This is a genomic window from Variovorax sp. 10N412 (genome assembly GCF_056394985.1).
This window is the reverse complement of the sequence record NZ_JBFTIO010000004.1, coordinates 40,514-59,335: the sequence shown is the minus strand read 5'-3', so window position 1 is coordinate 59,335 and position 18,822 is coordinate 40,514. Positions and strand designations below refer to the sequence as shown.

General features: G+C 69.3%; 17 protein-coding genes. 8 read left to right on the top strand and 9 right to left on the bottom strand.

Annotated features, from left to right (window positions below; genetic code table 11):
- Nucleotides 1-119: 119 nt before the first annotated feature.
- The gene (gene shkS, locus AC1DJH_RS12240; protein WP_478185873.1) at nucleotides 120-1,535 is read right to left on the bottom strand and encodes a surface-behavior sensor histidine kinase ShkS; all 1,416 of its coding nucleotides are present in this window, start codon (nucleotides 1,533-1,535) and stop codon (nucleotides 120-122) included.
- A gap of 250 nt (nucleotides 1,536-1,785) precedes the next feature.
- Between shkS and AC1DJH_RS12235 the strand changes: the two genes are divergently transcribed.
- Together AC1DJH_RS12235 and AC1DJH_RS12230 are read left to right on the top strand one after the other, a co-directional pair.
- On the top strand, nucleotides 1,786-2,187 hold the full coding sequence (locus AC1DJH_RS12235; RefSeq protein WP_116911010.1) for a phage holin family protein: 402 nt from the start codon (nucleotides 1,786-1,788) through the stop codon (nucleotides 2,185-2,187).
- Between the two features lie 180 nt (nucleotides 2,188-2,367).
- Entirely contained in the window at nucleotides 2,368-3,279 is a 912-nt protein-coding gene (locus tag AC1DJH_RS12230; protein ID WP_478185872.1) for an alkaline phosphatase D family protein, read from the top strand.
- 22 nt (nucleotides 3,280-3,301) lie between these two features.
- On the opposite strand, the gene AC1DJH_RS12225 is transcribed toward AC1DJH_RS12230, so the two are convergent.
- Genes AC1DJH_RS12225 through AC1DJH_RS12215 form a run of 3 tightly spaced genes read right to left on the bottom strand, consistent with a single transcriptional unit; the run spans nucleotide 3,302 to nucleotide 7,070 of the window.
- Nucleotides 3,302-4,414, bottom strand: coding sequence for an ABC transporter substrate-binding protein (locus tag AC1DJH_RS12225; RefSeq protein WP_478185871.1), 1,113 nt, complete (start codon nucleotides 4,412-4,414; stop codon nucleotides 3,302-3,304).
- A gap of 35 nt (nucleotides 4,415-4,449) precedes the next feature.
- On the bottom strand, nucleotides 4,450-5,556 hold the full coding sequence (locus AC1DJH_RS12220) for an ABC transporter permease (RefSeq protein ID WP_478185870.1): 1,107 nt from the start codon (nucleotides 5,554-5,556) through the stop codon (nucleotides 4,450-4,452).
- Complete coding sequence (locus AC1DJH_RS12215) at nucleotides 5,553-7,070, bottom strand: sugar ABC transporter ATP-binding protein (RefSeq protein ID WP_478185869.1); 1,518 nt, start codon at nucleotides 7,068-7,070, stop codon at nucleotides 5,553-5,555. The genes AC1DJH_RS12220 and AC1DJH_RS12215 overlap by 4 nt, the downstream gene beginning before the upstream one ends.
- Before the next feature lie 215 nt (nucleotides 7,071-7,285).
- On the opposite strand from AC1DJH_RS12215, the gene AC1DJH_RS12210 reads away from it, so the two are divergent.
- Nucleotides 7,286-8,296: a LacI family DNA-binding transcriptional regulator gene (locus AC1DJH_RS12210; protein ID WP_435484797.1), complete on the top strand. Its 1,011-nt coding sequence runs from the start codon at nucleotides 7,286-7,288 to the stop codon at nucleotides 8,294-8,296.
- Between the two features lie 6 nt (nucleotides 8,297-8,302).
- On the opposite strand, the gene AC1DJH_RS12205 is transcribed toward AC1DJH_RS12210, so the two are convergent.
- Both AC1DJH_RS12205 and AC1DJH_RS12200 read right to left on the bottom strand, forming a co-directional pair.
- The gene (locus tag AC1DJH_RS12205) at nucleotides 8,303-9,400 is read right to left on the bottom strand and encodes an L-idonate 5-dehydrogenase (RefSeq protein ID WP_478185868.1); all 1,098 of its coding nucleotides are present in this window, start codon (nucleotides 9,398-9,400) and stop codon (nucleotides 8,303-8,305) included.
- Nucleotides 9,401-9,433: 33 nt separating this feature from the next.
- Nucleotides 9,434-10,387: a 2-hydroxyacid dehydrogenase gene (locus AC1DJH_RS12200; protein ID WP_478185867.1), complete on the bottom strand. Its 954-nt coding sequence runs from the start codon at nucleotides 10,385-10,387 to the stop codon at nucleotides 9,434-9,436.
- Nucleotides 10,388-10,549: 162 nt separating this feature from the next.
- Here AC1DJH_RS12200 and AC1DJH_RS12195 point away from each other — a divergent pair, with 162 nt between their 5' ends.
- From AC1DJH_RS12195 to AC1DJH_RS12180, 4 genes are read left to right on the top strand one after another with little or no spacing between them, the layout of a single operon-like run.
- Entirely contained in the window at nucleotides 10,550-11,311 is a 762-nt protein-coding gene (locus AC1DJH_RS12195) for an SDR family oxidoreductase (protein ID WP_435484634.1), read from the top strand.
- Nucleotides 11,312-11,315: 4 nt separating this feature from the next.
- Complete coding sequence (locus AC1DJH_RS12190; protein ID WP_478185866.1) at nucleotides 11,316-11,882, top strand: gluconokinase; 567 nt, start codon at nucleotides 11,316-11,318, stop codon at nucleotides 11,880-11,882.
- Entirely contained in the window at nucleotides 11,879-12,772 is an 894-nt protein-coding gene (locus AC1DJH_RS12185; protein WP_478185865.1) for an NAD(P)-dependent oxidoreductase, read from the top strand. The genes AC1DJH_RS12190 and AC1DJH_RS12185 overlap by 4 nt, the downstream gene beginning before the upstream one ends.
- A 41-nt stretch (nucleotides 12,773-12,813) precedes the next feature.
- Complete coding sequence (locus AC1DJH_RS12180) at nucleotides 12,814-13,197, top strand: putative antibiotic biosynthesis monooxygenase (RefSeq protein WP_478185864.1); 384 nt, start codon at nucleotides 12,814-12,816, stop codon at nucleotides 13,195-13,197.
- On the opposite strand, the gene AC1DJH_RS12175 is transcribed toward AC1DJH_RS12180, so the two are convergent.
- The gene (locus AC1DJH_RS12175; protein ID WP_478185863.1) at nucleotides 13,118-15,073 is read right to left on the bottom strand and encodes a glycoside hydrolase family 15 protein; all 1,956 of its coding nucleotides are present in this window, start codon (nucleotides 15,071-15,073) and stop codon (nucleotides 13,118-13,120) included. The two genes, AC1DJH_RS12180 and AC1DJH_RS12175, sit on opposite strands and share 80 nt — an antisense overlap.
- Before the next feature lie 201 nt (nucleotides 15,074-15,274).
- Between AC1DJH_RS12175 and AC1DJH_RS12170 the strand changes: the two genes are divergently transcribed.
- A complete protein-coding gene (locus AC1DJH_RS12170) occupies nucleotides 15,275-17,269 on the top strand; it encodes a type VI immunity family protein (protein WP_478185862.1) in 1,995 nt (664 codons plus the stop codon).
- Here the strand turns inward: AC1DJH_RS12170 and AC1DJH_RS12165 are convergent.
- Complete coding sequence (locus AC1DJH_RS12165) at nucleotides 17,253-17,987, bottom strand: RNA polymerase sigma factor FliA (protein ID WP_472121357.1); 735 nt, start codon at nucleotides 17,985-17,987, stop codon at nucleotides 17,253-17,255. The two genes, AC1DJH_RS12170 and AC1DJH_RS12165, sit on opposite strands and share 17 nt — an antisense overlap.
- A 36-nt stretch (nucleotides 17,988-18,023) precedes the next feature.
- Nucleotides 18,024-18,818 carry a MinD/ParA family ATP-binding protein gene (locus AC1DJH_RS12160; RefSeq protein ID WP_478185861.1) on the bottom strand — a complete coding sequence of 265 codons (795 nt, stop codon included), beginning with the start codon at nucleotides 18,816-18,818 and terminating at the stop codon, nucleotides 18,024-18,026.
- Nucleotides 18,819-18,822 lie beyond the last annotated feature (4 nt).

Here is an 18,822-nt window from a genome sequence, read left to right as displayed (position 1 = left end):
GCTTCTCCCGGGCCCCCTTGCAGGGGCACCACCTGAGCCCCGGCGAAACCGGCTCCCCGGTGCAGGAAAGAAAAACCGCGCACAACGGCGCGGTTTTTTTATGCGCGCTCCTGTCCGGGCTAGCCGCCCGACGCCGTCACCCGCGCCTGCGCCACCGCCTCGTCGGCATCGTGCAGCGCCACGCGGAACACGCTGCCGCTGCCCACGCGCGAACGCACGCTCACAGGGTGCCCCAGCACGTGCGACAGCCGCGCCACGATGGCCAGGCCGAGGCCGAAGCCGTCGGAGGTGCCGGCATGGTCGGCCACCTTGTAGAACTCCAGGAACACGTCGCGCAGGTGCTCGGGCGCAATGCCGATGCCGGTGTCCCACACCTCCACGCGCAGGCCGTCGCGGGTATGGCGCGCGGCCAGCAGCACGCCGCCTTCACTCGTGTATTTGATGGCGTTGGCCAGCAGGTTGCCGATCATGCGGCGCACGCGGATCGGGTCGGTCAGGAACGAGCCCTCGCACACGTGCACGCGGAAGTCGAGGCCGCGGCTTTCCGCCACCGGGCGGTACTGCAGCTCCAGGTCGTGCAGCAGTTCGGGCACGTCGACCCGTTCCACGTGCAGGCGCACCTGGCCCGAGTCGATGCGCGCCAGGTCGAACATCGAGTCGAACAGCGCATTCACCGCGTGCGTGGCGCGCACGATCTTCGGCGCGAGTTCCAGCACCAGCTCCGGCTCGTTGCGCAGCCAGTCGGCGTACAGCGACAGCGCCAGCACCGGTTGGCGCATGTCGTGCGCGGCGCTGGCCAGGAAGCGGTTCTTCATGGCCACGGCCGACACCGCCGCCTGGCGCTGCTGGGTCAGCGACTTGATCAGGATGTGGTTGTGAAACAGCAGCTCCAGGCTGTTGCGCGCGGTCTCGTGGATGTGCCGGCCGGCACGCAGCAGCAGGAACCAGTGCAGCACGGGCAGCACCGGCATCAGGTAGCCGTACTGGAACTGCGGGTGCTGCATCTGCAGGCTGATCATGCGCAGCACCACCGCGCCGAGCATCGTGATGAACAGGGTGTTGACGTAGCGCTTGAGCAGCGGCGGGTGCAGCGCCAGCCCGTTGAGCGGAAAGGTGCCCACGCCGGCCACGATGAGCCAGCTCATGAACTGGTTGACCTGCGGCGAACGCTCGAAGAACAGCAGCACCGAGAAGCCCCAGACCACCGCGCTGGTGCTCCAGACGAAGCCGTAGCGCTCGGTGAACTGCTGCTGCGCCAGGGCGCTGCGCCCGGCGTAACGCACTGCGTAGACGCGCGCTCCCCAGGCGCGGCAGGCGGTGGCCAGAATGCCGGCCACCAGCCAGGTGAACAGCTCCCAGCGGGCCGCATAGCCCCAGTTCAGCCCGACCATCGCCGGCATCAGCAGCGCGGACACCAGGTACGACCCCTTCGCGGAGCGCATCAGGCTGCGGATGAGCTCGCCGCGGACCCACGATTCGGCCTCGTCGGCCGAAGCCGGGGCGGGAGTCAAGCTGGCGATCGACGCATTGGCCATGGGGCGCACGATCCTTGTTGATCAGGCGACAAAGAAAACCCCGTGTCTGTCGACCATGGGCGCGAAAGCGGCGATCTTACCGGGCTGTACGCCATTGTTTCACCGGGTAACAATCAAACACCACCCGTGATAATCCTGGGCCGTCCTGCGAAAAATTCCTTTCGCGATCCGGACGGGAACAAGCTCTGTGTCTGCTGCCACGCTCCCGGCTGATCCCGGTTCCTTCCCGTCACACCTGCCCCTCCCCGACATGCTGAACAACCTGACCCCCTTCCTCATTCACTGGGCCATCACGGCCGTCTCGCTCTGGGTGGCGAGCCATCTCTTTCGCGGACTGAAGTTCGACAGCACCGGAGCGCTGGTGGTGTCCGCGCTGCTGCTGGGCCTGGCCAACGCCGTGGTGAAGCCGCTGCTGATCGTGCTCACGCTGCCGCTGACGCTGGTGACCTTCGGGCTGTTCCTGCTGGTCATCAACGCGCTGATGATCCTGCTGGTGGCGGCGCTGGTGAAGGGGTTCCGGGTGTCGGGCTTCTGGACGGCGCTGTTCGCGAGCATCTTCATCTCGCTGCTGAGCATCGTCATCGGCTCCTTCGTGACGAGCAACGATCCGGCGGAAAAGGTGCAGATGCCGCAGAGCGGGAACTGGCTCTGATTCGCTGAGCGCTCGCCCGGCGGGGTTCTTTTTCAGGGCATGGGCACGCCCCGAACCCGGCCTGTTGCCGTACGAGCGCGTGCCCCGCCATCCCATGTTCTGCGGAGAGACAGCGCCCGGCCGCTCCCTAAGATGCGCCTCACCCCGGCCCGCAGACCGGAGCGCAGAAAGAGGAGCCCCATGAAAATCGCCTTCGCCTCGTGCATGAACCTCCAACCCGGCCATGCGCAAGCGGTCTGGGAACGCATCGCGGCGCACCAGCCCGACTACCTCTTTCTGCTCGGCGACCAGATCTACATGGACTTCTTTCCCCACCTGGGGGAGCCCAGACAGTGGGCCGACGCCTACTTCGGGCAGGTCATGGCCGAGAAGTACACCGCGCAATGGAACACGCCGGGCTTCAAGGAGCTGTTCGCCAGCATGCGCGCGAAACAAGGCCCGCAAGGCGGCGTGTACGGCACCTGGGACGACCATGACTTTGCCTGGAACAACGCGAGCGGCACGCAAGTCAGCGCCACCAAGAAAGACATTTCACGCGCGCTGTTCGCGCAGTTCATGCGCATCGACCCGCCGGTCGCCGGCCTGTACTACTCGGTGCCGCTGAGCCATGAGGGCCAGCGGATCGGCAGGGCCATCTTTCTCGACACGCGCTGGTACAGCGAGGAGCCGGGCGACCAGAACACGCTGCTCGGCGAAGCGCAGTTCGCGTTCCTCGCGCAGGAACTGCAGGCGGAAAACGGCTTCATCCTCATCTGCGCGGGCATGCCGATTCGCGCCACCGGCAACGGCTGGATGCGCTATCGCGACGAGTACGCCAGGTTTCGCCAGCTCATCCAGGGGCGCAAGATCATCTTCCTGTCGGGCGACATCCACGAGAACGCCTTCCTGCCACCGGCGGGCGCCACGAAGATGTTCGAGGTCATCTCTTCGGGCGCCTGCGTCACCAAGTACAAGCTCGTCGGCACGCGCGAGAACTTCGGCATCCTCGACTACACGCCGGCGGCCACCGACATCCGGCTGTTCGACAAGAACGGGCTCGAACACCACGACGTGATCGACAACGCCACGTTCGAGCACGAGGAACTGCGGTAACGAAGCAGGCGGGCTGCGCGCCCTACTTGCCCCACACCGTCTTGTACTGGTTGCGATACCCATTGTCCGGGTCGAACACGTTCTTCGGCCCGCCGTCCTTGCCGACGTTGCCCACCGTCACCAGGTGCACCTTGGGCACATAGCCCGACCACTTCTCCTTGGAGAACGCGCGGTTGAGCTCGTCCACGATCTGCCAGCCCTGCATGTTCAGCGGCTCCGGCACGGTGCCGGCCTGGAAGCGCTGCGTGCGGATGCGCTGGTAGGCGGCCTCGGAGCCGTCGCCGGCCGACACTGCCTTGGGCGCGCCGTCGCCCTTCTTGCCCGCCGACGTGAGCGAGGGGCCCATGAAGTCGAAGTACAGGTCGTTGATGGCCAGCGAGTGCGTCCACTTGTCGCCGAAGCGCTGCAGCAGCGAGGTGGTGAGCTGCGGCATGCGCGTGGAGCTTTCGGAGATGGGGCTGTCCTCGAAGCTCAGCACCGTGCAGCCGCCGCACTTCTTGATGACCGCCTCCATGGCGCGCGCCTTGTACAGGGCAATGGCGTACTGCGAGTCGGTGAAGATCACCACGCCCGCCTTGCCGCCCGAGTCGGCCACCACCCACGAGGCCGCGACATCGGCCACGTCGTCGGTCACGGTGGTCACGTTGGCGAACAGGCCGGCCTTGTCGTTGGGGCCGGGCTGCTCGCCCGAGTGCCAGCCGACCAGCGGAATGCCCGAGGTGGCCGCGCCCGAGAACGCGGCCTTCTGCTCGGTGGTGTCGAAGCCGCCGACCACGATGCCCGCCGGCTTCACGGCCAGCGCCTGGTTGAGCGCCGCGGTGCGCCCGCTGACCGTGCCCTGCCCGTCGATGACGCGCACCGTCCAGCCGATGGCGCGCGCCGCCTCCTCCACGCCCTTGCTCACGCCCACGATGCCGCCGTTCTTCATGTCGCCCGCCACGAAGACGATGGTCTTGCCGGCCACGGCCTTGGGGCCGGTGGTGGGGCCGTCCCACTTCTCCTTGGTCATGGTCGCGACCTCGACCTTCTTCTTCGCGGCGTCCAGAAAGTCGTCGGCCATGGCCTTGGGCGCCAGCGTGGCGGCGCACAGGGCCAGCACGGCGGCGGCCGTGCGTGCGTGAACACTCTTCTTCATTGCTTGTCTCCAGTCGTTGTGGTGAATCGCCGTCGTCATTTCGACGGCGCGGGGGAAACAGGTTGCACCTGCGCCGTGGGGTCCGCCTGGTCGAGCTGCCGCTCGGCGATGCGCCGCTTGATCGACCGGTTGCGCCGCTGCTGCGCCCAGCCCGCGATGCCGATGGACACCAGCAGCGTCAGCCCGTTGAAGAGCGGCTCCACATAGAAGGCCCCGCCGAACTGCTGGATGCCCGAGATGCCGATGGCCAGGATGGCCACGCCCACCAGCGTGCCCCACACGTTCACGCGCCCCGGCCGGATGGTGGTGGAGCCCAGGAACGCGCCGACCAGCGCGGGCAGCAGGAACTCGAGCCCCACGCTGGCCTGCCCGATCTGCAGCCGCGACGCCAGCAGCACGCCCGCAAAGCCCGACAGCAGGCCCGACGCGACGAAGGCGCCCATCACATGCTTGCGCACCGCAATGCCGTTGAGCTGCGCCGCCTTCGGGTTCGCGCCGATCACGTACAGCGCACGGCCCAGCGGCGTGAACTCGGTGACCACACACAGCGTGACGCTCACCGCGAGCACATAGAAAGCACCGACCGGCAACCCCAGCAGGTTGCCGCCCGCGATGCCGACGAAGCCGTCGGGCAGCTCGCCCACCACCTGGCGCCCGCCGCTGTGCCACATGGCCACCGCGTAGATCACGGTGCCGGTGCCCAGCGTGGCGATGAACGAGTCGATCTGCGCGAGCTCCACCAGCAGCCCGTTGAGCACGCCGAACAGCGCCGCGCACAGCAGCACGACGAGCACCGCCACCGGCCAGGGCAGGCCCAGCTGCGTCTGCAGGCTGATGGCCAGGATGTGCCACAGCACGATGCCGTAGCCCACCGTGAGGTCGATCTTGCCGGTGATCATCGGAATGGTCGCGGCCAGCGCCAGCAACGCGATGACCGACTTGTCGGCCAATATGGCGCGCAGGTTGAACAGCGTCGGAAAGGTGTCGGGCAACAGCACCGAGAACAGCAACGCCAGCGCCACCGTGAGCATCACGAGCCCGTAGACCGGCAGCGCCCGGCCGATGCGCTGCGCAACGGACACGGCCTCGCCGTCGAGGGACTTGTCGGGCTCCAGCGCGGTGGACTTGATGGAACTGCTCATGCGGAAACTTCCTCGCGCGTTGCCGCGCCTGCTGCCAATGCCAGGAGTCTTTCGACCGTGATCGCCTCGCCCGTCAGTTCCGCGGCGATCAGCCCGTCGCGAAACACGAGCACGCGGGTGCACACGGTCGCGATTTCCTCGAAGTCGGTGGAGACGACGACCAGTGCGGTGCCGGCTTGCGCGCGCTCGCGCAGCACGCCGTAGATCTGCCGCTTGGCGCCCACGTCCACGCCCGCGGTCGGCTCCTCGAGCACCACCAGCGGCTTGTCGAGGTGGAACCAGCGCGCCAGCACCACCTTCTGCTGGTTGCCGCCCGAGAGCTGCTGCACCTCGGCCGACGGCGCGGGCGGGTTGATGCCGAAGCGCCGGATGAGGCCCAGCGCGCCCTCGTTCTCGCGGCGCGGCCGGTCGAAGGCCAGGCCGCGATCGCCGTGCAACGCGGCGTTGGGAAACAGGTTCTCCAGCACGCTCATCGCGCCGCAGAGGTTTTCTTCGAGCCGCTCGCCGGCCACGTAGGCCACGCCGGCGCGGATGGCATCGGCCGGGCAGGTGAAGCCGCAGGGCTTGCCGAGCAGCCGCATGCGGCCGGCCGACAGCGGCTCGCGCCCGAAGATCGCGCGGCTGATGGCCTCGTGGCCCGCGCCGCGCAGGCCGACCAGCCCCAGCACCTCTCCGCGATGCACCGCAAGGCTCAACGGCCCCGCATTGCCGCTGGCGGCACCGTCGAGCTGCAGCACGGGCTCGCTGCGCGCGGGCGCCTTGGCCTTGGCCACCGAGGCCGACAGCGCCTTGCCGACGATCAGGCCGACCAGCTCGCCTTCGTTGGTTTGCGCCGTGGCCTTCACCGCCACCAGCTTGCCGTCGCGCATGACGGCCGCGCGGTCGGAGATGGCCATCACCTCGTCGAGCCGGTGCGACACGTAGAGCATGGCCATGCCCTGGCGCCGCAGTTCGCGCAGCACGCCGAACATGCGCTCCACGTCGCTCATCGGCAGGCTGGCCGAGGGCTCGTCGAGCACCAGCAACCGCGCCTTCACCTCGAGCGCGCGGCCGATGGCCAGCAGCGATTTCTCGGCGCGCGTGAGCGAGAACACGCGCCGGCCGGGGTCGATGTCGCAGCCCACGCGCGCCATCACGCGGCGCGCCGTGTCTTGGGCGGCGCGCCAGTCGATCAGCCCGAAGCGGCGCGGGTAGCCGGTGCCCAGGCACACGTTCTCGGCCACCGTCATCCATTCGACGAGGCCCAGGTCCTGGTGGATGAAGGCCACGGGCTGCTCGCGCCGGTCGCTGCGCCGCCACACGGCCTGCGGCTGGCCGTCGAACACGATCTCGCCCTGGTCCGCGGGGTAGATGCCCGCAAGCAGCTTGATGAGCGTCGACTTGCCCGCGCCGTTCTCGCCGAGCAGCGCCAGGATCTCCCCGGCGCGCACGTCGAGCGTGACGCCGTCGACCGCCTGCGTGCCGCCGAAGCGCTTGCTGACGGCCTGGAACTGCAGCAGGGGTGGAGGGGCCATGCCGCAGTCTGGCACTGCAAGAGATACCGGTAACTTAGGCTTTTCCCGTAGATATCGAAGTGGCAATTCCACTCTGTCGACGGCGCTGCGCGCGGTATCCTTCGCTGCACCGGACGCCGCACCTTACAAGGTATCGGTACCTCCTCATTGCGAATTCAAGGACAGCCACCTTGCCCCCGACCAAAGCCCCCGCCCCCCTCACCCGCCCCGCGACGATGGCCGACGTGGCCGCGCGCGTCGGCGTGTCGAAGATGACGGTGTCGCGCGCGCTCAACCGCGGCGAGAGCAGCGACCGCGTGACCTCAGAGGCGCTGCGCCAGCGCATCCTGCAGGCCTGCGAGGAGATGGGCTACGTCATCGACCAGACGGCGCGCACCTTCTCCAGCAAGCGTTCGGGCTTCATCGCGGTGCTGATTCCCTCGCTCAACAACTCGAACTTTTCCGAAACCGCGCAGGGCATCACCGCAGCGGTGGAAGCACGCGGCCTGCAGGTGCTGCTGGGCTACACCGACTACCGCGTGGAGACCGAAGAGCGCCTGCTGCGCGCCATGCTCGCGCGCCGGCCCGAAGGCGTGATCCTCACCGGCGGCGCGCACACGCCCGCCGCGCGCGCCATGCTGCAGGCCGCGGGCGTGCCCGTGGTCGAGACCTGGGACCTGCCCGCCACGCCCGTGGGGCACACGGTCGGCTTCTCGAATGCGGAGGCGGCCGCGGCGATGGTGCGGCACCTGCACGGCAAGGGCTACCGTCGCATCGCCTACATCGGCGGCACGTCGAACCGGGACACGCGCGGCGCGGACCGCCAGCGCGGCTATGCGCAGGCCATCCGTGAACTGGGCTTGCCCGACGGCCGCGTCATCAGCTTCGGCCAGCCGCCGATCTCGATGGCGCAAGGCGGCGAGGCGGTGGCGCAGCTGATCCGGCAGTGGCCCGACGTGGACGCGGTTCTCTGCGTGTCCGACCTCTCGGCCTTCGGCGCGCTCATGGAATGCCAGCGCCGCGGCTGGAGCGTGCCGGGCCGCATCGCGATCGCGGGCTTCGGCGACTTCGAGGTGGCGCGTGCCTGCCACCCGCGCATCACCACCGTGGCGGTGGATTGCGTGGGCATCGGCAAGGCGGCGGGGGAACTGTTGCTGCGCGTGCTGGACGGCACCCGCGAAGGACATCGGCCGCCGGCGGAAACGGTGTTGATCCCGTTTCACATCGAGCAGCGCGAGAGCTCCTGAGCGGCGTCAGGCCGGCGCGGTTTGCGCGGCCGTGTCGGCGCCCGCGTTCGCGCCCACATCCGCAAAATCGATCAGCACCTTCATCGCCTTCTGCCGATCGCTCGCCAGCTCGAAAGCCGCGCGCGCCTGCAGCATCGGGAAGGTGTGCGTCACCACCGGCGACAGATCCACCCGGCCTTCGTTGATGAGCCGCACCGCCAGCGCGAACTCCGCATGGAAGCGGAACGAACCGCAGATGCTGAGCTCCTTGGCCACCACCATGTTCTGCGGAATGCTCACGTCGCCGCCCAGGCCCAGCTGCACGACCACGCCGCGCGGGCGCATCACCTCCAGTCCGTCGCGCAGCGCGCGCTCGTTGCCCGAGCATTCGAGCATCACGTCGAAGGTGCCCTTGTCGGGCGAGTAGCGCGACACCCACTCCCTGTCCTTCGCGACGTTGATGACCTGGTCGGCGCCCATGGCGCGCGCAATGGCCAGCGGCTCGTCGACCACGTCGGTGGCGGTGATCTCGGCGGCGCCGTGCGCACGCGCCGCCGCGATGGCCAGCACGCCGATGGGACCGCAGCCCGACACCAGCACGCGCTTGCCCAGCAGCGGCCCGGCACGCGACACGCCGTGCAGGCCGACCGAGAACGGCTCGGCCAGCGCGGCCAGGCGCAGCGGCACGTGGTCGGCCACCTTCACGCACTGCGTGGCCTCGCACAGCAGCATGTTGCGAAACGCCCCCTGCACGTGCGGCGTGCGCATGGCGCTGCCGTAGAAGCGCATGTCCAGGCACTGGTTGGGCAGGCCCTCCAGGCAGAACTTGCAGGCGCCGCACGGGCGGCTGGGGTTGATCGCCACCTTGTCGCCGATGCGAACGTTCTGCACGCCCGGGGCCACCGCCACCACCGTGCCGGCCACCTCGTGGCCCAGAACCATCGGCTCCTTGATGCGCACGGTGCCGAAGCCGCCGTTGTGAAAGTAGTGCAGGTCGGAGCCGCAGATGCCGCCCATGCCGACCTTCACCAGCACCTGGCCGGGACCGATTTCTCCGGCGTCCTGTTCGTCCAGGCGCAGGTCGTCGGGCGCGTGGATCACGAGGCACATGCAACGCAAACGCATGATGTTTCTTTCTTCAGTTCAGTTCTGTTCAGGTCAGGCGACGGGGGTGATCAGGGGCCGGCCCGCGAAGTGGGCCTCGAGGTTGCGGCGCACCAGCTCGCCCATGGCGCGGCGCGTCTGCTCGGTGCCGCTGCCGTGGTGCGGCGTGAGCACCACGTTGTCGAGCGCGGCAAAGCGCGGGTCGATGCGCGGCTCGTTCAGGAACACGTCGAGCGCCGCGCCGGCGATGCTTTTCTGTTCGAGCGCCTGCAGCAGCGCGCCTTCGTCGACGGTGGTGCCGCGCGACACGTTCACCAGCCAGCCCTTGGGGCCCAGCGCCTTCAGCACCTGCGCGCTGACGATGCCGCGCGTGGCCTCGCCGCCGGGCAGGATGACGATGAGCACGTCGCACCAGTCGGCCATGGCCTCCAGGCTGGCGAAGTGGCGGTGCGGACTGTCGGCCTTGACCGTGCGGCTGAAGTAGCCCAGCTCCACGTCGAAGCCCGAGAGCCTGCGCGCGATGGTGCCGCCGATGCGCCCGAAGCCGGCGATGCCGACGCGCTGGCCGAACACGCGCGTGGCCAGCGGCATGCCGCCGTCGGCCCAGGCGCCGCTGCGCACGAAGGCATCGCCCGCCGGAATGCGACGCTGCAGCGCCAGCGTGAGGCCCACGGCCAGGTCGGCCACGTCGCCGTTGAGCACGTCGGGCGTGTTGCTCACGCGGATGCCGCGCGCGCGGCAGGCGGCCAGGTCGATGCCGTCGGTGCCCACGCCGTAGCAGGCGATCAGCTCCAGCTTCGGCAGCGCCGCGATGAGCTCTGCATTGGCGCCCAGCTCGCCGCGCGTGGCGATGGCGCGGATGTTCGCGCCGTGCTCGGCGATGAAGGCCGCCCGGTCAGGTGCCTCCCAGAGGCGGTGCAGCGTGTAGGCCGACTGCATGGGCGTCATGTCCCATTCCGGGTAGGTGCCGGGCATCAGCACGTGCGGGGAGGTGGCGGTAGCGGTCAAGCGGATGTCTCCTGCGAATGACGGTAAGAAAGAACCGAATAAGATACCGGTAACTTTAAACCGGCACCAATAGAACTGGCAACACAGGTTTCACCGGTTGACGGCCCTCCAGGATACCGGTAACTTACCCGCCATCACGCTGTCATCGCCCAGGAGCTTTTCTTGAAACTGTTCGATCTTTCCGGGCGCACCGCCCTCATCACCGGCTCCAGCAAGGGCATCGGCTTTGCGCTGGCCGAGGCGCTCGGCAACGCCGGCGCACGCGTGGTGCTCAACGCGCGCGACGCCGCATCGCTGGCCGCTGCCCGCGACGCCCTGCGCGCCAAGGGCATCGCCGCCGAGGCCGTGGCCTTCGACGTGACCGACGCCGCCGCGGTGGAAGCCGGCGTGGCCGCCATCGAGACCGGCATCGGCGCCATCGACATCCTGGTGAACAACGCCGGCATGCAGCATCGCGGGCCGTTCGCCGAATTCCCGATCGACGCCTGGCACAAGATCACCACCACCAACATCGACAGCGTGTTCCTGGTGGGCCGCTTCGTGGCGCAACGCATGATCGAGCGCCAGCGCGGCAAGATCATCAACGTGTGCTCGGTGCAGAGCGAGCTGGGCCGCCCGGGCATTGCACCCTACGCCGCCACCAAGGGCGCGGTGAAGATGCTCACCAAGGGCATGGCGATCGACCTGGGCAAGTACGGCATCCAGGTGAACGGCCTGGGGCCGGGCTACTTCAAGACCGAACTCACGCAGGCGCTGGTGGCCGACGAGGCCTTCACGGGCTGGCTGTCGGGCCGCACGCCCGCCGGGCGCTGGGGTGACGTGGAAGAGCTCGGCGGCGCGGCCATCTTCCTGGCCTCGGATGCGTCCAGCTTCGTCAACGGCCACATCCTGTACGTGGACGGCGGCATCACCGCGAGCCTTTGACACCGTGCGCGCTGCAGCCTCCCTGCCGCAACAACGCCTGAGCGTGGTGGTCATGGGCGTGTCGGGCACCGGCAAGAGCAGCGTGGCCGCCGCGCTGGCGCAGATGCTCGGCGTGCCCTGGGTCGACGGCGACGACCTGCATGTGCCCGAAGCCGTGGCGCGCATGCGCGCCGGCCTGCCGCTGGCCGACGCGGACCGCTGGCCCTGGCTCGACCGCATCGGCGCCTGCCTGGCCGACCGCACCGCCGCGCCGCATGGCGTGGTAGTGGCCTGCTCGGCCCTGCGCCGCGCCTACCGCGACCGGCTGCGCGCCGCGTCGTCCGATTTGCAGTTCGTGTTCCTCGACGGGCCGAGCGCACTCATCCGCCAGCGCATGGCGCAGCGCACCGGCCACTACATGCCGCCCGCGTTGCTCGAGAGCCAGCTGCAGACGCTGGAGCCGCCCGACACGGGCGAGACCGACGTCCTGCGTGCCGCCATCGACACGCCGGTCCCGCTGATCGTCGCGGACGTGGGCGCCCGGCTCCTTCAACCCAGGGCAAGCGCCCCCCTGATGAAAGTTTCCGCATGACCGCCCCCCGCCAGCGCGTGGCCGTGATCGGCGTCGGCATCATGGGCTCGGCCATTGCGCGCCGGCTGCTCGACTGCGGCCACGACGTCCACGTGTTCGACCCCGACACCGCGAAGGTGGCCGCGCTCGAAGCGCACGGCGCCAAGGCCGCCGGCAGCGCGCAGGCGGCCGCGGCAGCCACCGACTTCGTCATCACCAGCCTCAACGCGGCCGCCACGGTGGAGCGCGCGATCTTCGGCGAGGCCGGCATCGCCTCGGCGCCGGCCGATGCGCAGCGCCTGCTGATCGACATGTCGTCGATCGACCCGCCCTCCACGCGCCGGCTGGCCGAAGCGCTGCGCGAGCGCACGGGCATGGGCTTCGTCGACGCGCCGCTGTCGGGCGGCGCGCCCAAGGCGCTGCTCGGTCAGCTCACGGTGATGGCCGGCGGCAGCGAACACGATGCGCGCCGCGCACGCGCCGTCATGGACAGCCTGTGCGCCAACTACACCCGCATGGGAGACAGCGGCGCGGGCCAGACCACCAAGCTGGTCAACCAGCTGCTGTGCGCCATCGGCTTCCAGGCGGTGGCCGAAGCGGTGCGGCTCGCGGAGGCCGGCGGTGTCGATGCGTCGAAGCTGCCCGCAGCCTTGGCAGGCGGTCGCGCAGACAGCCAGATCCTGCGCGAGTTCGGCCCCAAGATGGCCGCGCGCGACTTCACGCCCACCGGCCGCATCGACAACATGCTCAAGGACCTGGAGGCGGTGCAGGCCTTCTCGCAGGGCGAGCGCCTGCCGCTGCCGCTCGCGGGCGCCGTCGCGGAACTGCACCGCAGCTTTGTCGCAGCCGGCCTCGGCGCGCAAGACACAGCCGCGATGATGCGGCAGTTCAGCGGCTACGACCGCGGCTGAAGCGCGGCGCCCCCCTGTTTCACCACAGAAAAGAGACACCCATGTTCATCCGCTGCGCGTTCTTCAAGGGCCAGGTCAAGCCCGGCATGGAAGAGGCCTTCGACCAGCACGTGCACCAGACGCTGGTGCCCCTGTGGACCCGCTTTCCCGGCGCGCTCGAAGTGCGCGTGCTGCGCCAGCTCGAAAGCGATGTGAGCGACCCCACGCTGGCGATGGTGCTGTCCATCCGCTATGCGAGCCGCGAAGACATTGCCACCGCGCTCGACTCCCCCGTGCGCCACGAAAGCCGCGAAGTCTCCAAGAAGCTGTTCGAGATGTTCGACGGCAGCGTCTTCCACACGGTGTTCAGCGCCGAGGAGTTCGCGCTCGCGGCTTCGGCGTCGCCTTCTTCAACGTCGTCTTCGGCGCCGTCCTCCTCGGCTTAGCCCCCGGTTGCGAAGACCTGGGGCCCTCCTTGCCGTCCAGGTCCGCCAGCTCCCACACGCCGCCCTGCGCCGCCACCAGCGCATGTGCGCTGTTGACCAGCCCGATGTGCGAGAAGGCCTGAGGAAAGTTGCCCAGCTGGCGCTTCGCCACCGGGTCGTATTCCTCGGCGAACAGCCCCAGGTCGTTGCCCAGCGCCAGCAACCGCTTGAACAGCGCGCGCGCCTTGCGCACCTTGCCCATGGCCACGTACACGTTCGACAGCCAGAAGCTGCACGCCAGGAACGCGCCCTCCCCGCCTGCGAGCCCGTCCACGCCCTCCTCGGTGCGGTAGCGGTACACCAGCCCGTTGAAGACAAGCTCTTTCTCGACGCGCGCGATGGTGCCCTGCACGCGCGCGTCGTGGATCGGCAAGAAGCCGATCAGCGGCATCCACAGCAACGCCGCGTCGACCGTGTCGGCGCCGTAGTACTGCACGAAGGAATTGCTCACGGCGTCGTAGCCGCGCGCGCACACCTCGGCATGGATTTCGTCCCGCACCGCGCGCCATGTCTCCACGGGGCCTTCCAGGCCGAACTCGGTCGCGCTCGCGATCATGCGGTCGAAGGCCAGCCAGCACATGATCTTGGAATGCACGAAGTGGCGCGGTTCGCCGCGCACCTCCCACAGGCTGCAGTCGGGCTGCTTCCACAGCACCATCAACTGCTTGGCAATGGCGCGCTCCAGGGGCCACACCTTGTCCATGTCCGAAAGCCCGGCCTTGCGCGCCGCATGAAAGGCCGCGATGACCGAGCCGAACACGTCGAGCTGCAGCTGCCCGTGCGCGCCGTTGCCGATGCGCACCGGGCGGCTGCCTTCATAGCCCGACAGCCATCCGAGCTCGAGCTCCGTCAGGGAGCGTTCGCCGTGCAGGCCGTACATCACCTGCAGCTCTTCGGGTGAACCGCCCACCGCGCGCATCAGCCACCAGCGCCAGGCGCTCGCCTCTTCCACGTAGCCGGAGCCGATCAGCGCGTAGAGCGTGAGCGCGGCGTCGCGCAGCCAGCAGAAGCGGTAGTCCCAGTTGCGCTCGCCACCCGGCTGCTCGGGCAGCGAGGTGGTCGGCGCGGCGACGATGCCTCCGGTCGGCTCGTAGGTCAGCGCCTTGAGCGTAAGCAGCGAGCGCATCACCGGCTCCTGAAACTCGCCCCGGTAGCCGCAGCGTTCGGTCCATGCGCTCCACTCGGCGACGGTGCGCGCCAGCAGGGCGCTGGCGTCGCGCGTCACCGGAGGCTTCAGGTGCGAGGGAAACCAGTCGAGGCAAAAAGCGATCGATTGGCCGGCGGACACGCTGAAGTCGGCAAAGCTCGCGAAGTTCTCGTTGGTCAGCGGCACGCCGGAGGTGATGCGCACGGCGTCGGGGCCCGCCATGGCGAACACCGCGCCGTCGTGCCGGTCCATCCACGGAATCCACTGGCCGTAGTTGAAGCGGATGCGGAACTCCGTGTGCATGGCCACGGTGCCGCGCAAGCCCTGCACGATGCGCACCACCTCCTGCGTGCCGTCGGCTGCGGGCCGCGGCATGAAGTCGGTGACGGTGGCGGCGCCCTTCGCCGTCTCGATGGTGGTCTCGAGCACCACGGTGCCGGGCAGGTAGCGCCGCGTGACGCCCGCCTTGGGGTCCTTGGCGCGCATCGTCCAGTGGCCGTTGCGCTCGTCGCCCAGCAGGCTGGCGAACATGGCGGCCGAATCGAAGCGCGGCAGGCAGAGCCATTCGATGTCGCCGCCGCGGTGCACCAGCGCTGCGCTGTGGGTCGAGCCGATGAGCGCGTAGTCGCCGATGGGGCGCGCCGCGCGGCGCTTGGGGGGAAGGGAAGATTGCTTTGGCAAGGCTGCCATCGTGACGCCAGGCGCTGCGGCGGCGCGCCGGAAAGCGGCGCGCGCCCGTGCCGGACAAAGCCTGACCGCGAGGTGTGCGAACTTGTTCGCAGTTCGCGCGGGATTCTTCTGGCGCTGCGCGCGACTTAACCATTGTTCGCTTTTCAGGCACGTCGGGCCTTGCAAACTCCGCCGTTCTTTTTTTCGCGATGCGAGTCCCCGATGGCGCACACCCTCCCGCCCCACCCCCTCCAGACCTCCTGCGAACCGCACCTCGCCAAGGCTTTGGCCGTGCTGGACGCGCTCGGCCCCGAAGGCATCGAAACCCTGCGTCGTCCCATGGGCGTGCTCGTGTACCGGCTGGGCAAGCTGCTCTGTGCCGCCGAAGCGCCCACCCTGCCGGTCGGCGCGCTGCTCGAACAGGACCTGGAGGCGAGCCTGCAAATCTATCCCGCGCTGCAATGGCAGGAGGCAGGCTTGCGCAAGGCAGCGGGCGTGCTCACGCAGGTGCTGGCAGACCTCGGCCGCCACTGCATCGCAGCCAGCGCCATCGCCGACGCCACGGCCATGCAAGGCCACGGCGAGGCAGGCAACACCTGGGGCCGGCCGCTGCCCTTCCTGCCGCTGTATCGCGCGCTCGGCGCCTTCGCCGTGGCCTTTCCGGTGCGCCCCGACTCGCGCTGCTACGAGATGCAGCCCGGCGAGGAATCCGCGGTGCATGCCGGCGGCGACGACAAGCCCAAGGTGCGCAGCGACGCGCATCGCAGCTTCGCCACGCTGCTGGACGCCTGCGACTACCAGGTGGGCTTCTGGCAGGCGCCCTTCAAGTCGGAGCTGGCCTTTGCCGTCAACGGCATGCCGCTCATCGGCAACCCGGCCCCCCGGCCGTTGCGCAAGGGCGACTGCCATTGGCGCAAGCCGAAGGGCAGCCTCTCCGCCGACCTGGTGGTCGTGCCGCCGGGCCACCCGTCGCCGGGCGCCGCGCAGGTGACGCATGCCGTGGAGCTGAAGCTCACGCCCGACTCGCTGGGACTCAACCAGAGCCAGGCCCTCGTCGACATGTTCGGCCGCGACCGGTTCCACGTGCTCTACGCGCCCGGCATGCGCGGCCGCGACCACCTGCCCGCACCCGAGCTGCAGCGCTGGATCGACGCCCTGCGCACCGACGCCGGCGCCACGGCCACGGTGCCAGCCAGCGATGCGTCGGGCCCGCCGCAACCGCCCGCCACCTGGCGGCTGGCCATGCACGCCTCGGCCTACTTTCAGGTGCGCTCCAAGGCCGATGCGGGCCGGCTGGCCTTGCTCATTCCGCAGCTGCACGAGGAGTTCCAGGCGCTCACCGGCCACGCGCTGACCCGATACATGGGCCTGCGCAGCGGCGCCGTCGCGCGCAGGGCGCACACGCAGGCAGACATCGAAACGCACTTCCTCAAGCATGCCGACGACACCGTCTCGCTCGAAGCCTTCGACGCCCCGACGAAGGAAAGCTCGTCGCAGTTCGAGTTCCAGGCGATCGCGCAGTGCCGCCGCGCGCGCCTTGCCAAGGCCGCGCCCGGCCTGGACTACCTCGCACTGCACTTTCCGCTGGCGTTCTGGACGGCGCGCAAGGACGAACTGCGCGCGTGGTGGCTGGGCGCATTGCAACGGTTGCAGCCCGAGCAGGCCTACATGGGCCTGGGCATCGGGCGCCCGCCGGTGCTGGAGCGCTATGCGTTCCAGCAGGTGGCCGAGTTCGCCCTGGCGCAACGGTTTCTCGGGCTCGACGTGGACAAGCCCTTCTTCATGCGCTCCAGCAGGCCCGACGGCATGAGCCTGGAGGGCGGCATGCGCACGCCGAGCTTCGGGGTGCTGGTGTGCGGCGACCACGCCACGACGTTGGGGGGCGTGAATGCCTTGCAAGGCCGGCTGGGCCAGGTGCCGGGCCTGCGCGTGCAGCCGTGCATGGAAGGCCGGGGCCTGTGGATCGAGGCCGGCGACGCTCCTGCGCTGCACCCGGTCGAACAAGGGGTGCCCGAGCCCCTGCGCGCACTGTCCGAAGCGCTGAAGCCGGTGCGCCTGTCAAGGCTCTGGCTGGTGAGCCATCCGCCCAACACGGCGCGCGAGGACATGTTCACGCCAGCCACGTCGGCGCGCTGGCTGCGGCGCTTCGATGCCGACGGCGACTGGGCCGCCGGCCCCGCACCAGGCCCTGCAGCAGGCCCTACAGCAGGTCCTTGAGCTTCGCGCGCAGCCGGCTGATCGCCTGGCTGTGCAGCTGGCACACGCGCGACTGGCTCACTTCGAGAATGGCGCCTATTTCCCGCAGGTTCAGCTCTTCCTCGTAGTACAGGTTCAGCAGCAACTGGTCGCGCTCGGGCAAGGTTGCAATCGCGTCGACCAGCTGGTGCCTGAAGCCGCTTTCCAGCAACTGCTCCAGCGGGTCGTTGCTCGCCCGTCCGTCCTTTCGCGATTCCTGCGAATGCGCATCGAGGAAGGGGTTGTCGGCATCGTCCTTGGCGAAGTCCTCGACGTACAGCAGCTGGCAGCCCTGGATTTCCTGCAGCAGCGACTGGTACGCCTCCAGGTCCATCTTCAGCTCCTTGGCGATCTCCCCTTCGGTGGGCGAGCGCCCGAGCCGGTGGCCCAGCGCGTGGATGGCCTTCTCGACGCCACGCGCCGACTGGCGCAGGCCGCGCGAGCCCCAGTCGTTGGCACGCAGCTCGTCGAGCATGGCGCCGCGGATGCGCTGGCTGACGAAAGTCTCGAACTGCGCACCGCGGTTGTCCTGGTAGCGGCTGGACGCGTCCAGCAGGCCCAGCATGCCGGCCTGGATCAGGTCGTCCAGCTCCACGCTGGCGGGCAGCTTGGACATCATCTGCAGCGCGATGCGGCGCACCAGCGGTTGATGCTGCGCCAGCAGGTGCGATTTGTCGATGGTTCCCTGTGCGGTGTACACGGCCGTCCTTGTTCCGTTGATGGGGTGGTCGGCGCGTCAGGCGGCCTGCAGCGGCACGGCCGCGCGCCACGGCCAGCGGCCCACGTCGTCGGCCAGGCGCCGGAAGTCCACCGCGGCCGCGCTGGCGGGAAAGGCCTCGGCAATGGTCTGCTTCAGCCGCCACGCATCGGGAATGCGCGCATCGAAGCGCACCAGCCCGGCGGGCAGCAGCGACAGCGCGAGGTAGCGGCTGCCGGCGTTGGCGAGGTTGTTCATGATCTGCTGCGCGCCGTCGACATCGACCACGCCGTTGATGAGAAAGCGCAGCTGCTTCAGCCCGTGCGCGTAGTGCAGGTTCTTGATGCCCGCATAGGCCGAGGTGATCGACGCCGGATGCGGCTTGAGCACCAGCAGCAGGTCGTCCGCGTCCCGCGCGAGCGGCGACAGGCGCCCCTCGCGGTCGAAGGCCGCGTCGACGATGACCACGCCTTCGGGCCACAGCGTGCGCGGGTCGGTCGTGTCCGGCGCCACGCCGGGCGGCGCGGGCAGCACGTGCACCCCGCACCCGGCCTGCACGTCGGCCCCGTCCAGCGTCAGCCGATGGCTGGCGACGTCGGCCAGGCTGCCGAGCGGATCGATCGCCCAGACCTCGCAGGCCGAGCCTTCCTTCGGGCAGTGTTCATCCAGCAGCAGCACGCTTTTGCCCTGCTGGACCAGGGCAACGCCCAGGTTCATGGCGGCAGTGGTGCCGCCGGCGCCCTGCCCCATGCCGGCGACGGCGATCACGCGCGTGGGCTTCGGCGCCAGCAGGCGCCGCAGTCCGTCCGCCTGGTCGGCGACCAGCTTGCTCATGCGG